15 protein-coding genes are annotated in these 13,634 nt (G+C 69.0%); 10 read left to right on the top strand and 5 right to left on the bottom strand.

Going from position 1 to position 13,634, the window contains the following annotated elements:
* Nucleotides 1-13: 13 nt before the first annotated feature.
* Nucleotides 14-292, bottom strand: coding sequence for a hypothetical protein (locus tag G4D87_RS00905; protein WP_163777324.1), 279 nt, complete (start codon nt 290-292; stop codon nt 14-16).
* A gap of 151 nt (nt 293-443) precedes the next feature.
* Here G4D87_RS00905 and G4D87_RS00900 point away from each other — a divergent pair, with 151 nt between their 5' ends.
* From G4D87_RS00900 to G4D87_RS00885, 4 genes are all read left to right on the top strand, one after another.
* Nucleotides 444-1,184, top strand: a complete 741-nt coding sequence (locus G4D87_RS00900; RefSeq protein ID WP_163777322.1) for a hypothetical protein — start codon at nt 444-446, stop codon at nt 1,182-1,184.
* A complete protein-coding gene (locus G4D87_RS00895) occupies nt 1,175-1,777 on the top strand; it encodes a toxin-antitoxin system YwqK family antitoxin (RefSeq protein ID WP_163777320.1) in 603 nt (200 codons plus the stop codon). Before G4D87_RS00900 ends, G4D87_RS00895 begins: the two co-directional genes overlap by 10 nt.
* 16 nt (nt 1,778-1,793) lie before the next feature.
* Nucleotides 1,794-2,891, top strand: coding sequence for a S1 family peptidase (locus G4D87_RS00890; RefSeq protein ID WP_240357909.1), 1,098 nt, complete (start codon nt 1,794-1,796; stop codon nt 2,889-2,891).
* Nucleotides 2,892-2,980: 89 nt separating this feature from the next.
* The gene (locus tag G4D87_RS00885; RefSeq protein ID WP_163777316.1) at nt 2,981-3,355 is read left to right on the top strand and encodes an ArsR/SmtB family transcription factor; all 375 of its coding nucleotides are present in this window, start codon (nt 2,981-2,983) and stop codon (nt 3,353-3,355) included.
* A gap of 39 nt (nt 3,356-3,394) precedes the next feature.
* Here the strand turns inward: G4D87_RS00885 and G4D87_RS00880 are convergent, their stop codons facing one another.
* Nucleotides 3,395-3,661 (bottom strand): hypothetical protein, encoded by a 267-nt coding sequence (locus G4D87_RS00880; RefSeq protein WP_163777314.1) that lies wholly within the window; start codon nt 3,659-3,661, stop codon nt 3,395-3,397.
* A 248-nt stretch (nt 3,662-3,909) separates the two neighbouring features.
* Here G4D87_RS00880 and G4D87_RS00875 point away from each other — a divergent pair, with 248 nt between their 5' ends.
* The 3 genes from G4D87_RS00875 to G4D87_RS00865 all read left to right on the top strand — a co-directional run bounded on the left by G4D87_RS00875 (nt 3,910) and on the right by G4D87_RS00865 (nt 8,087).
* Nucleotides 3,910-5,181, top strand: coding sequence for a winged helix DNA-binding domain-containing protein (locus tag G4D87_RS00875; protein ID WP_240357908.1), 1,272 nt, complete (start codon nt 3,910-3,912; stop codon nt 5,179-5,181).
* Between the two features lie 141 nt (nt 5,182-5,322).
* The gene (locus G4D87_RS00870; protein ID WP_163777310.1) at nt 5,323-6,639 is read left to right on the top strand and encodes a family 16 glycosylhydrolase; all 1,317 of its coding nucleotides are present in this window, start codon (nt 5,323-5,325) and stop codon (nt 6,637-6,639) included.
* A gap of 26 nt (nt 6,640-6,665) precedes the next feature.
* Complete coding sequence (locus tag G4D87_RS00865) at nt 6,666-8,087, top strand: RICIN domain-containing protein (protein ID WP_163777308.1); 1,422 nt, start codon at nt 6,666-6,668, stop codon at nt 8,085-8,087.
* A gap of 73 nt (nt 8,088-8,160) precedes the next feature.
* Here the strand turns inward: G4D87_RS00865 and G4D87_RS00860 are convergent, their stop codons facing one another.
* Nucleotides 8,161-9,048, bottom strand: a complete 888-nt coding sequence (locus tag G4D87_RS00860; RefSeq protein WP_163777306.1) for an RNA polymerase factor sigma-32 — start codon at nt 9,046-9,048, stop codon at nt 8,161-8,163.
* 313 nt (nt 9,049-9,361) lie between these two features.
* Between G4D87_RS00860 and G4D87_RS00855 the strand changes: the two genes are divergently transcribed.
* A complete protein-coding gene (locus tag G4D87_RS00855; protein WP_163777305.1) occupies nt 9,362-9,817 on the top strand; it encodes a hypothetical protein in 456 nt (151 codons plus the stop codon).
* 121 nt (nt 9,818-9,938) lie between these two features.
* The gene (locus G4D87_RS00850; protein ID WP_163777302.1) at nt 9,939-10,886 is read left to right on the top strand and encodes an alpha/beta fold hydrolase; all 948 of its coding nucleotides are present in this window, start codon (nt 9,939-9,941) and stop codon (nt 10,884-10,886) included.
* A 10-nt stretch (nt 10,887-10,896) separates the two neighbouring features.
* Here the strand turns inward: G4D87_RS00850 and G4D87_RS00845 are convergent, their stop codons facing one another.
* Both G4D87_RS00845 and G4D87_RS00840 read right to left on the bottom strand, forming a co-directional pair.
* Nucleotides 10,897-11,463: an imm11 family protein gene (locus G4D87_RS00845; protein ID WP_163777301.1), complete on the bottom strand. Its 567-nt coding sequence runs from the start codon at nt 11,461-11,463 to the stop codon at nt 10,897-10,899.
* Nucleotides 11,464-11,473: 10 nt separating this feature from the next.
* Nucleotides 11,474-12,823, bottom strand: a complete 1,350-nt coding sequence (locus tag G4D87_RS00840) for an AHH domain-containing protein (RefSeq protein WP_163777298.1) — start codon at nt 12,821-12,823, stop codon at nt 11,474-11,476.
* 477 nt (nt 12,824-13,300) lie between these two features.
* Between G4D87_RS00840 and G4D87_RS39895 the strand changes: the two genes are divergently transcribed.
* Entirely contained in the window at nt 13,301-13,426 is a 126-nt protein-coding gene (locus tag G4D87_RS39895; RefSeq protein WP_275902250.1) for a hypothetical protein, read from the top strand.
* The last annotated feature ends 208 nt before the right edge of the window (nt 13,427-13,634 follow it).

The raw sequence follows: 13,634 nt of genomic DNA, 5'->3' as shown, positions 1-13,634 counted from the left end.
CCCGTCCTGTGAATCAGGGCTGCGGACAGAGCGGCCAGTTGCCCCCACAGATGTCGCGTTCAATGTAGTAGCCCCAGTCCGGGCTGTAGAAGGCGAAGTGCTCCGGGCCGCTGCCGCAGGACACGTACTTGGACCGGACCAGGCAGTGGAGGTCCGGGTTGTACTCCGGGTAGAGCGCCTGGGACGTGGACTCCGTCGCGGGAGGCTCCGCCGTGGCGTCGTCCATGGCTCCACCGCAGCCCCCCATCAGCAGGGCGGCAAGGCACATCAGGGTCGCGCGATTCTGGGACATGGGCCTCTCCTGAGACCGGCGTCCGTCGCCGGGGTGCTGAGTCTAAACTGGGATGTTCTGAATTTCAGGGTGGGCCTGTTGACGCCCATGTGCGCATCTTCCTAGGTTCTCGGCGGCTGAGAATTTCCACACCCCTGGAACCGAGAGAGACATGAAAAGGCTGCTGCTCTGTGCGCTGTCGCTGGCTGTCGTGGTGGGCTGTTCCGATGCGCCGTCCGGACAGCCTCTTGAACAGGAGGGCTTCCAGGTCCTCCAGCACGATGCGACGACGCTGGAGGCCACGTACGGCTCCGGGGGCGCGGTGGTGCGGATGCTCGCGGTGGAGACGCAGGCCAACGTCGTCGAGGTGACGTACGACTTTGGCGACCCCGTCATCGGGTTCCACATCGACTTCAACCAGGGCGTGGGCCAATTCACGCCGTCGGGCAGCCCGCTGGACGCGTCCCACGCGCACCTGCTCGCGTCGCTGTTGGAGGGGCTCGCCCACGAGCTCCCCGCGGAGGGCCGCACCCGCGTGGAGGAATCCGCTGAGCGCCAGACGAGCTTCATGCTGATTGTCCCCGTGGGCGAGGTCCTCACGGCGTACGAGTACGTGTCCGAGCGCGGCTGGGTGCACCTCTCCTGCACCTGCAGTCGTCAGTACATCGGCTCCGGCTACTACCGCACGGTGGGCCGGGGCTGCGGCTGCACCGGTGGCTCGGGCAATGGCTGCAAGGGCCGCTGCGGCCAGGGCTGCGGCGTCACCAGCCTGCCGCGCTGCGTGGGCTCCACGGCCTATACGCAGGACTGCGCCAAGCACGACTACGGCCTGGGCAGCTTCGCGGCGGCGTCGGATGACTACTCGTTCGCGCGCAACAACTGCAGCTGCAGCGGCGTGGGCTCTTGCAGTTGAAGAAGCGCGTCCTGACAGGTGTGGCGCTGGCGCTCGTCGCCGGCATGGCCCTGGGCTGCAACCGGGCTTCCGGGCCCTGTCCCGATGGCGCGCGGCTCCAGGGCCGCGCGCCGCCCGACGGCGTCCTCCAGTGGTGCGCCCGGCCCGATGGCCAGAAGCACGGCCGTTGGGCGGAGTGGCACGCCACCGGGAAGCTGAAGACGGAGGGCGCCTACGTCGACGGGAAGATGGAGGGCCGCTGGGTCAGCTACTTCGAGGACGGCGTGAAGCAGTTCGAGGGGGACTACCGCGGCGGGCTCAAGCAGGGCCTGTGGACCCTCTACTATGAGGAGGGCCCGAAGAACCGCGAGGAGCTCCATTCGCCCGGCGCCGGTCCGGTGAAGTGGACCGCCTGGCGCTCGGACGGCTCGAAGTGGGCGGAAGGGACGCTGGCGGGACATCGCTCGCAGGGCGCTTATACGGAGTGGCACCCCAATGGCGCGCTGGCCGTGCAGGGCCAGTACGAGAAGGGGGAGAAGACGGGTGAGTGGAAGTACTGGGACGCCGCGGGCGCCGCCACGGATGTCCCGCAGGGCGACTTCGACAGCGAGTGACGTCACGTCCGCCGCCGTGGGACTCCTGCTGGCGGCGGGCGCGTGTGGTCCCGCTGTCGTGCCCGTCTCCCCGGAGACGCTCACCCCGGCGCGGCGGGCCGTGGTGGGCGGAGCGCCCGAGCCGGGCTTCCCCGCGGTGGCCGCCATCGTTCCCGTCTCGCCCTTCTGTGGTGAGCCTGACGAGGCGGCTCGCGTGCTCTGCACGGGCACGCTGGTGGCGCCCCGCGTGGTGCTGACGGCGGCGCACTGCGTGGAGAACTTGGAGGCGCCGCGGGTGTTCTCGGTGGTGTTCGCCGCCGAGACAGCCCGCGCCTCCGCCGCGCAGCGCATCCGCGTGGTGGAGGGCCGGCTCCATCCCGCGTGGCGTCCGGGCGTGAGTGATTTGGGCGTGCTGATGCTCGCCAGCGATGCGCCCGTCGCGCCGCTGGCCTGGGAGGCGCGGGCGTTTCCCGCTGACGGCGTGGGCCGGCTGGCGCGGGTGGTGGGCTTCGGCATGGACGGGGAGGGCGGCTCGGGCCTGCGCCGAGGTGGCCTGTCCCGAGTCACGTCGGTCGAGGCGGACGCGTTCTCCATCGAAGCGGCGCCAGCGATGTCGTGCGGCGGGGACAGCGGCGGCCCGGTGTTCCTCGAACAGGACGGGCTCGAACGCCTGGTGGGTGTCACCTCGTTTGGTGACCTCACCTGCACGACGGGGACGAACACCCGCGTCGACGTGCACGCGGACTTCATCCAGGCGGCCATGGACGACGCCTCTCGGGACGCGCCCGTCCGGACGCCGGTGGACCTGGACCTGGACGCGTGCGCGCAGCAGTGCCATGCGCATGGGGACTGCCCCGTGGGCATGGCGTGTGTCGCGCGGGAGGACGGCGCCCGGAGCTGCGCGGTGGCGGGGCTCGAGGCGGGCCACTTCGGGCCTTCCTGCACCAGCGCGCAGGGCGAACATCCGTGTGTGAAGGCGGGCTCGGGGTGCCGGCTGTGGCTGCCCTGCTCCACGCCGCGGGATGCAACAGCGCGGGGCGGGTGCGCGGAGGCTGGGGGCGGAAACCCCGGCCTGCTCCCGCTGGTGCTCCTGGCCTGGGCCTGGGGATTCGGCCGTCGCGCCAAGGGCGGGTAGGTCCGCGAGCGCCCGCCAGCCGCTGCTCGCCTGTCAGCCCCGCTGGCATGTTGTTTAACTGAGTGGTTTAATTTGGGGTGGAGGTCGTTATGGTCACCCCCATGGTTCAGCAACGTTCCGAGCAGCTCGACGCGGTCTTCCACGCGCTCTCCGACCCGACGCGGCGGGAGATGCTGCGCAGCCTGTCCTCGGGGCCGCGGAGCATTGGCGAGCTGGCGGCGCCGTTCAGCATGTCCTTCGCGGGCGCTTCCAAGCACGTCAAGACGCTGGAGCGAGCGGGGCTGGTGAACAGGTCGGTGGAGGGGCGCACGCATCGGTGCAGCCTCGCGCCGGCGCCGCTGGCCGGAGCGGCCGACTGGCTGCGTTTCTACGAGCGCTTCTGGAATGACCGGCTGGATGCCCTGGAGCGGGAGCTCCGCAAGCCCGAGCGCGGCGGCGCCAAAAAGGGTGAGCGGAAGGAGTGAGGTCCGCAGGCGTCCCGTCGCCCCGCGGGCTGGGGGCACTCAGTGTCTGTCGTCTTCTCGCGGGGCATCACCCGTCCCGGGACGCGGGCCCCGTTGCTGTTTGAGCCGTTCGCGCGGCCAGACGAACAGCGCCATCCCGGCCAGGAACAGGAAGAAGAGGACGACAGACAGCACGAGCACGCCGCCGACGAGGCCCGCCGCCATGCCAGCCAGGCCCCACAGCAGGCCATGGGGAAAGCCCAGGACGGCCCCGATGACGGTGCCCACCGCCGCGCCCGCGTAGGCGAAGGGCTCGATGAGGTTCACGATGCGCTCCCATGTTGATGCTCGTCACGCGCCTGGGGGCGCAGGGCCTCGCCGCCCATGGTACCAGCCGCCGTCCCCGCGCGGAGGGGGCCCACCGCAACATCCGCTCCATGGGCGCCGCCAGCCCAGCGGGTGGCACATTCCTGACATAGGACTGTCAGGGGCGGGTCGCAGGATGGCGTCCACGAAGCCCCTTGGGTTCTCCCAACCCAGGGGTGTTCGCATCCCACCCCCAGGTGCCAACCGACATGATTCCCTTCTTGATGATGTTGCCGCTGCTCGTCCCCGCGGGTGTCAAACGTGGGCGCCCCAGCAAGGCACGGAAGGAGCGGGTGCTGCGTCCGGTGCCCCCACCCACGAAGGAATCAGGAAGCGCGCTGCCTGCCCGTGCCACCTCGCGGCGACGGAGCCCGCCGGCCCAGGTCCTGGGGCAGCGGGCCCTCAACCGGGCCCTGCTCCAGCGGCAGTGGCTGTTGCAGCGCTCCCGCACGGGCGTGATGGAGGCACTGGAGCACCTGGTGGGGCTCCAGGCCCAGGCCACCCATCCTCCCTACGGTGGATTGTGGACGCGGCTGGAGGGCTTCCAGCAAGAGGCGCTGACCCGGTTCATCACCGAGCGCCAGGTGGTTCGCGCCGGGATGATGCGCGGGACGTTGCACCTGGTGACCGCGCGCGACTGCCTCGCGCTGCGTCCCGTGCTGCAACCCGCGATTGACAGGGCGCTGAAGCACTCCTCCCATGGCAAGCAGCTGGCCGGCGTGGACGTCCAGGCGCTGGTGGCGGAGGGACGGGCGCTGCTGGAGGCACGTCCCAGTCCCCGCGGCGAGCTGGGCCAGCGGCTCCAGGCGCAGTGGCCCGGCCATGATGCGAGCGCCCTGAGCACGGGCTTCTCGAGCCTGGAGCCGCTCGTCGTGGTGCCACCCTGCGGAACGTGGGGCCATGGCGAGCGGATGGTGTACGCCACCGCCGAGTCGTGGCTGGGTCAGCGCTTCGAGCCCGCCGCGTCGCCAGCCGCGCTGGTGCTGCGCTACCTCGCCGCGTTCGGTCCCGCGAGCGTCAGGGATTTGCAGGCCTGGTCGGGCCTGTCACGCATGGGCGCTGTCCTGGAGCGGTTGAGGCCCGGGCTGCGCACCTTCCGTGACGAGCACGGCGTGGAGCTGTTCGACACCCCCGATGCCCGGAGGCCCGACCCGGACACGCCCGCGCCCGTCCGCTTCCTGTCCGAGTTCGACAGCGCGCTGCTGGCCCACGCGGACCGCACGCGCATCCTCTCCGATGCCGCTCGCAAGCGGGTCTTCACCCGCAACGGCATCGTGCGCGCCACCCTCCTCGTCGATGGCTTCGTTCGAGGAACCTGGCGCATCGAGCGTGCGCGTGGCACCGCGACCTTGTGCATCACGCCCTTCGCGCGACTGTCGCGTGAGGACCGCACCGCGCTGAGCGACGAGGGCGCGCGGCTGCTCGCCTTCGCCGCCGCGGAGGCCCGGCGCGCCGACCTCCGCTTCGAGCGGGTGGGGTGAGGGCACTGGGGGCGGACTTTCCCAGTCCCGCGCCATGCAAAAGAGCCGTGTCTCCATAAAACGCCATTTACCTTTAATTCGTGATTTCCAGGTGATATCCGGCGCCCTCTTTCCCGCTTTGGGAGTGAGGAGGCACGTCGAATGGCACAGGCACACTCGGTGGTGGTGGGACGTGGCTGGGTGCTGGCGTTGGGACTGGGAGGTCTGCTGGCGGCGTGTTCGCCGGCGGAGGAGGTGGCCTCCGCGGAGGTGAGGTCTCCGGAGGTGGCGTCGCGGGCGCAGGGGCTGGCGGCGCCCATTGGGCGGAGCGTCACGCTGAGGGCCTGCTCGACGCAGCAGTTCGTGTCCGCGGACCAGAACCTCGCGAACACGCCGCTGATGGCGAACCGGGCCACGGCGCAGGACTGGGAGCAGTTCCAGGTGGTGGACGCGGGCGGTGGCCTGGTCGCGCTGCGCTCCGTGTCGTCGGGGCTGTACGTGTCGGCGGACACCAACCTGGGCGGACAGCTCGTCGCCAACCGGAACAGCGTCCAGGACTGGGAGCGCTTCGAGTGGGTGGAGTTTGGCGGCGACTCCGTGGGCCTGAAGGCGCGCAGCAACAACCTCTTCGTGTCCGCGGACACGAACCTGGGCGGGCAGCTCATCGCCAACCGCGCGTCGGCGGGGTGCTGGGAGTCCTTCTCCGTCAGCGTCATTGGCGGGGGTGGCGGCGGCTGGGTGGAGCGCTGGCGTGACGACTTCGACGGTAGCAGCATCAACGCCGCCAACTGGTTCGCCAACACCGGCATCCATGTGAACAGCGAGCAGCAGCAGTACACGACGTCGCCGCGGAACATCGAGGTGAGCAACGGGACGCTGAAGCTCATCGCGCGGCACGAGTGGAACAACGGCTATCCCTTCACGTCGGGCCGCCTGGAGAGCGCGGGCAAGCGGGAGTTCGGGCACGGCAAGGTGGAGGCGCGCATCAAGATGCCGGTGGGCCCGGGGCTGTGGCCGGCGTTCTGGATGCTCGGCAACAACATCAACCAGGTCGGCTGGCCGGAGTGCGGTGAGCTCGACATCATGGAGAACGTCGGCTACGCGAACTGGACGTCGGGCGCGCTGCACGGCCCGGGGTACTCCGGCAACACGCCCATCAACCAGCAGTTCTTCCCGAGCTCGCCGGTGAGTGACTGGCACGTCTACGCCACGGAGTTCTCGTCCCAGGACATCAAGTGGTTCATCGACGGCGTGCTGCTGAAGACGGTGACGCGCGCCGAGGTCGAGCGCTACGGCCGCTGGGTCTATGACCGCCCCTACTTCATCATCTTGAACCTGGCGGTGGGCGGCACCTATCCGCACGGCGTCAACGGGGCGACGACGCCGTACTTCGGCGTGCCGCAGTCCACGCTGAACCACATCCGCGACACGGCGCCCGCGCTGGAAGTCGACTGGGTCCGCTATTCCCAGTGGCAGTGAGCCGGAAAGGAAAGGCGCCAGACGTCATGCGAAACGAGCGTGTTTCCCTCAAGTCCCTGGCCTTCGCGGCCCTGTGTGCCACCACCCTGCTGGCCTGCTCCGGCGCACCGGATGAGGCGGCGCAAGAAGGAGCGCCCACCGGGAGCGCCGAGCAGGCGGCCCTCGCGACGCGCGTGGTGGGGTACCTGCCCACGTGGGCGGGTGACATCAATGCCATCCAGTACGACAAGCTGACGCACATCAACTACGCCTTCGCGCTGCCCACCGCGCAGGGCGGCCTCACGGGGGTGAGCAGCAACGACGCGCGGCTGCGCTCGCTGGTGCAGACGGCGCATGCGCGCGGCGTGAAGGTGCTCATCGCCGTGGGCGGCTGGAACAACGGCAATGACAGCGGCTTCGAGCAGCTGGCCGCCAGCGCCTCCACGCGCACCGCGTTCGTGAACAACCTCATCAGCTTCGTCAACGCGGCGGGGTTGGACGGCGTGGACCTGGACTGGGAGTACCCGGACCCGGGCCCGTCGGCGCAGAACTTCGCGGCGCTGGTGCGGGAGCTGGGCGCGGCGCTCCGGGCGCGGGGCAAGCTGCTCACCGCGGCCGTCATCGCCAACGGCTACTACGGCGAGGGCATCCCCACGTCGACGTTCAGCGACTTCGACTTCCTGAACATCATGGCCTACGACGGCGGCCATCCGCATTCGACGTATGAGTTCGCGGTGCAGTCGCTCAACTACTGGGTGAACCGCGGGCTGCCGCGCGCGAAGGCGGTGCTGGGCGTGCCCTTCTATGGCCGCTCGCCGTCGTCCTACGTCAGCTACGCGGAGCTGGTGGGCCGTGATTCCCAGGCGCCCTACAAGGACTGGGTGGGGGACGTGCAGTACAACGGCATCGCCACCATCCAGGCGAAGTCGCGGCTGGCGCTCCAGCACGGCGGCGGGGTGATGATCTGGGAGCTGTCCCAGGACACGCAGGGCGCCACGTCCCTGCTGAGCGCGATTGCGCAGGTGGTGCAGACGCCCGGCGGTAGCAACGTGTACCGGCTGGTGAACAAGCTGACGGGCAAGTGCGTGGACATTGACGGACCGAGCACCGCCGACGGCGCGCTCCTCCACCAGTGGGCCTGCCACGGCGGCGCCAGCCAGCAGTGGGCGATGGAGTCCACCGACAACGGCTACGTGCGCTTCGTGTCCCGCCACAGCGGGAAGGCCCTGGACGTGCGGGAGGTGAGCACGGCGGACGGTGCCCGGCTCCAGCAGTGGAGCTACTCGGGCGGCGGCAACCAGCAGTTCCGCGCCGTCTCCCTGGGCAACGGCTTCCACCGGCTGGAGGTGCGGCACAGCGGGAAGGTGCTGGACGTGGCGGACTGCTGGACCCGCGGTGACGGCGCGGCCGTGCAGCAGTGGGCGTGGTCCAACAACGATTGCCAGCAGTTCCGGCTCGAGCAGCTCTGAGCCGGTGCGGGGAGGCGGCGCTCCAGCCGGGCCGGGCTGGAGCGCCGTCGTCTTCCCCAGGAAGGTGTGAGGCTCAGGCGTTGAGCGTGCTCTCGTCGACGCCGGCCTCGGCCATCAGCGTGGCCAGCGCGAGCTTGAGCTTGTCCTTCGCGCGAATCTCCAGCTGACGGGCGCGCTCGCGGGAGAAGCCGAAGTGCTCGCCCAGCTCGCTGAGCGTCATCTCCGCGTCACCCATGACGCGCTGCTCGATGATGAAGCGCTCGCGCGGGTCCAGGCGGCGCAGGGCGCGCTGCACGAGCTCGCGGGTGAGGTTGGCCTGCTGCCGGTCGGCGACCTCGTCCACCGCGGAGGCGGACTCGGACTCCACGAAGTCCAGGTGCGTGGCGTCGCCGTCCTCGCCCATGGGCGCGTCCAGGGACAAGTCCCGGCCGCCCATGCGCTGCTCCATCTCGCGCACCTCGGAGGCCTTCACGTTCAGCTTGCGCGCAATCTCCTCGGCGTTGACGACGTTCGCGTCGCCGGCGCCCAGCTTCTCCAACTCGCGGCGCGTGCGGGCCAGGCTGAAGAAGAGGCGGCGCTGCGCCTGCGTGGTGCCCAGCTTCACCAGGCTCCAGTTCTTCAGGATGCAGTTCTGGATGTACGCGCGAATCCACCAGACGGCGTAGGAGATGAGGCGGATGCCCTTGTCCGGGTCGAACTTCTGCACGGCCTTCATCAGGCCGATGTTCGCCTCCTGGATGAGGTCCGACATCTTCAGGCCGTAGGAGCGGTACTCGTAGGCCACCTTCACCACGAAGCGGAGGTTCGCCGTCACCAGTTGGTGGCCCGCGGCCAGGTCGCCGTCGCGGAAGCGCCTCGACAGCTCCTGCTCCTTCGGCTGGGTGAGCAGCGGGTACTGGTTGATCTCCGACAGGTAGGTGGAGAGCGAATCAGGGGAGGAGAAGGAGTTGGAAGCCTGCATGGTGTCTCTCGGGGAAAAAGAGATCTGGTTGGGGGACCGCGATGACGCTACGGGGGGTTGCCCTTTGCGACCCGCGTGCCAAGGGGTGACACCATCGTTTCCAAGTGAATCCAGGGGTTTGCATCCATGCTGCCCCATGCTTAAGGGCGGTAATCGGTCGTTTTTACAGCCGGCCTCACGGAAGTCTCTTCCGAACGTTGACTGGCCAACGGGGCACCTGGCCCAGGGGGGCAGGCAGGTGGGAGCGGGCGTGCGGGGCCCTTCACGGAGGCCCGCTGTGTCGTGCCCGGTGCGTCGTCGCCACCTTGATGGGATGGGGGACCTCTTCCAGCTCTTCGCCGTCTCCGCCGTGGTGATGGGCGTGTCGCAGACGCTGTCCCGGGAGCGCATCTTCGCGCCGATGCGCGCGCGGCTGGGGGGCAAGGACTCCTGGCTGGGCTACCTGGTGTCGTGCCCCTATTGCGTGTCGCACTACGTGGCGTTCGTCCTGGTGCCGCTCACGGGGACGGCCGTCATCCGGGTGACGGTGGGGGGCTGGCCGGGCTACGTGCTCAGTTGGGTGCTGTCCGCGCTGCTCATCACCGTCATCGCGGCGTTCTTCCGGGTGGTGTTCTGGTTCGTGGATGAGACGCAGGGCCTGGTGAAGCGGCGCCAGCGGACGGAAGAAGAGGAGACGGCCACGCGGCGCCTCCATCGCGAGCAGGCGGAGCAGACGCTGAACCACCACGACCCTGATTCACAGGAGCCCTCACCGCCCGTGCCGCATTGATGCGATGCGTCGCGTGCCCGCTGTGTGGATCGACCTGGGGGAGGTGGGGAGGACGCAACTTCCCTCTGCAACCTTGAGAAGATGAGGAGAACACCCGTCCCCCACCGGGCAGGAGGTCCTCGTGAGCACCATCGACCGCAGCCGCAGCGCCGTCACCCCTCCGACTGTGAAGGCGCCCACGGCGGCTCCGAAGAACGCCCTGTTGGGCGGGGTGGTGGAGGCCATCAAGGGCGGCATCGCGGACGTGCCCCGCTTCATCGAGATGGGCAAGGACGTCTTCCAGGCCGCGCATGTGAGCGAGCTGAAGCGCCTCTTCGGCGGGGACGCGAAGCCGGACCGGATGAATGACGGGAAGTTCGTGGGCGCCAAGGGGCAGACGTTTCCGCCCGGCACGCCGCTGAAGGATGTCCCGGGCGTGACGCCGCTGGACAACCCGAACCCGTCGAAGACGATTCTCTACGTCAACGGCATCATGACGCCGACGTCGGGCCAGCTGAGTGAGATGCAGGCCATCGCGGAGACGGCGGACGCGAAGGTGGTGGGGATTCACAACGCGACGCAGGGGCTGGTGGCGGACCTGGCGCAGTGTGTGGGGGACAAGCTGGACAAGGGCCGCAACCCCGCGGTGGATACGCTGGCGGACACGCTCTACGGCGAGCTGAAGGCGGGCCGTGAGGTGCACCTGATGGGGTACAGCCAGGGCGGCCTCATCACCGCGCGGGCGCTGGATGACGTGGCGAAGCGGCTGCGCATCGAAGACGGCATGTCCCCGGCGCAGGTGGAGAAGACGCTGGGCAAGCTGAGCGTGGAGACCTTTGGCGCGGCGTCCACGCGGTATGTGGATGGGCCCAAGTACGTGCACTACGTCAACAACGCGGACCCGGTGCCCACGCTCACGGGCCTGGGCGGGAGCGTGGACCCGACGGCCTTCCTGAAGGACGCGGGCAAGGGCGCGGTGGTGCACCGGTTCACGGATGGGAATGCGAACCCCATCAGCAATCACATGCTGGACACGCTGTACATGAAGCACCGCGTGGACTTCGACCAGGCTCGGGCGGGGCAGTTCTAGTTCGTGAGGATTACACCGGCGTGAACTTCACGCCGGTGGCCTGGAGGCGCTCCAGGGCGTGTTTGATTTCCTCGGCGACGATGAGGGCTCCCGTCCAGCCCTCGGGCCTGAGCACCCTGGCGTTTCCTGCTTTTGTCTCGTCGATGCGCAAATCACGCACAGAGGCGTAGTGCCCCACCTTCTCGGGCACTCCGTCTTCATCCGTCCACAGCCGGATGCGCGAGGCCTTCTCGTCGATACAGCGGATGAGGCGGGTTGCTACCAGAATCAGGTACTGGTCTGGGTGGCCCTGGATGTCCACGGGGATGAGCTGCACGTCTCCTGGAGCCAGCTCCGTGAAGAGGGCCGCCACCTTGACGTGGACGACTGGGATTCGGACCCCCGCCTCCGTGAAGTCCAACGGTCGGCCCGGCTCTTCGATGGGGATTTTCAGCCGCCCCTTCACCTGGACAGGGGCTCCCTGCCTGAAGCGGTCGGGGTCACGCAGCTCGCGGCCCTTGGTGTCGGCGGGCGTATCCAGGTGCCAGCGTCCGGGGACCTGGACATCGTCGTGCAATTCGAAGAAGCGCCGAGACATAGGAGGGAATCTAGGGTGTTGCTCCTCGGGTGAGGAGCAGGTTCAGCTCCGTGCCGCGCGTGGCGACTTCCCTGGCCAGGCGTCTGAGCGCTGATTGTAGGGCCGCACGACACGCTGTGACTGACCGGCAGTGGGCCGTCGCGGCATCCAGTTCCGCGAAGACCACGTCGTGATACCGCTGAGGGTGAGGCCCCCGATGTCCCTCGACGGGCACGATGTTCTCGGGGTCCTTCAGCTCCATCCCCGCCTTCTTGAAGATCTTCCTGAACCTCGGCGTCCAGGGGCCGCCACGCGCGGTGGAGACACTGTTCTTGTCGGTGGCGAGGTGGTGCTGTTCGGGGCGCCTGTTGCTCCTCCCCTGGTTCGCCATGGCGACCGCGTGGGGGGCCAGCGCGACGGTGAAGCCCTCGGCCGCCATCGCCACCGACTCCACGCTTCCGATGGCCACATACTGGTAGCCCGCCTGCGTCTCCACCGCGAGGGACGCCTGCGCCGAGCCCGGGAGTCGCGGCGCTTTCGCAGCGAGCCCCGCCGTGTTGCCGAGTGCGGCCGTGGCCAGCATGACGAAGATGCGCGCTGCGTTCTCTCCGAGGACTTCGCCATACGCCTCGCCCGCCGCGCTGAGCTGCTCAAAGGTGGTGGCTTGGTCCACCTCACGCACCAGCGCCACCCATCCGTCCAGAATGCGCCACACGGTGTCCACGCCCAGGTAGGCGATGGCCGTGGCCGTCAGCAGCGCTGCCAGCCCCTTGCTCACCGGTTCCGGGAGCGACCAGAGGAGGAGGTACATGCTGACGGAGGCACTCACCGTCGCCAGCAGCGCCTGCGGGTCGGCCATGTCCTCCAGCGCCTCGGCCGTCTCTTCCCACACCGAGTCCATGGCGATGGCCATGGCCAGCGAGTACTTGCCGTCGCTGGCCAGCAGCGGGCCTTCGGCCAGCAGGCGCAGGCAGTCGCCGGGCTGCGACTTGCGCTTGCACCAGCGGCCATAGGCGCGCGTCAGTTCGTCATCCGCGTAGGCCTCCAGGAGACGCAGGCTGTCTGGGTCCTTCTCTTCGTTCTGGGGGATGAGCCGGGGGCCGCGCCTCTCGTACAGGTACACGCCGCTTCGCTCGGGGATGCCGAAGCGTCGACGGGCCTCGCGCAGGGGATTGGAAAAAGGCCGCACATCCCGGGCGAGTTCCAGCACGGCCTCCTCGAACTCGTCCTCGTCCAGCTCCACGGGCCCGGCCTCATCGTCCGTGAACGGCGTGTGGACCAACGGAGGTTCCTCCCTGGTCTCCAGGCGCACGAGGCGCGTGGTCGAACAGCTCGTGACGGCAAGCGCCAGCACCAGCCAGATGACCGCATGTGCTCTCATTCAAGTCCTCGCTGGGCAGCGGGGCCTCACTGGAGGTGGCGCGGCCCAGGTCCACCGACATTTCCGAAAGAGCGTGGCGCGCGCCGCGGCAGGACAGGCGTGCCATTTTCGCCACCTGCTCCGGGGGCCGTGTGCGAGGCGGGCACTCGGGCCGCTCCAGACGAGAGTTCATGCCGGCGCTGCGCAGGGTGAGCCTCCGCGGTTGCTCAAGAGCCCGCCCCGCGAGTCCGAGGCGACAGGTCCTCCGTCCCCTTCGGCACGAAGCGCGTGGAGCTTCATGCCGGAAGGGCGGGCCAGAGGCGCTCACCACGGTGACTCTGGCCGCGTAACGCTCAGAATGGCCCCGCGCACACCAACTGGCCATCCAGGCATTCCGAGTGGCAGTCCGCGTTCTCGTCGCACGCCATCCCGAGGCAGGCGCCACCGCCGCAGAGGCCGAGCGGCCTGCAGGTGTTGGTCTGCCAAAAGGAGTAGCGGTTGGACCAACTTGTGGTGCTGCGCGCGGGGTCGCACTCCAGGCAGATGTTGCTGGAGTTGACGGTGCCGGCGCTGTACGTCACGCCGTCGATGGTGCAACTGGTGGGCGAAGGCGGCGAACAGTAGCTCGACACCCCGTCACACGTGACGCTGGGAGGGTTCCCGGTCTGCGAGGCAGAACAGGTGCTCATGCCCGAGCAACTGCGGCTGGTGCTGTCGGAGCAGAACACTGTGACGTAGCAGCCGCTCGTGACGGCCTGCTCCTGGGTGTGTATGAGCGGGTCCTGCCCGTGCTCGGAGCCTGGACCGCAACTGGCAAGGGTCATCAGGACAG

Source organism: Myxococcus vastator, from assembly GCF_010894475.1.
GTDB classification, from domain to species: Bacteria; Myxococcota; Myxococcia; order Myxococcales; family Myxococcaceae; genus Myxococcus; species Myxococcus vastator.
Note: the sequence above shows the minus strand (reverse complement) of the source record. Positions and strands in the feature narration are given on the sequence as shown.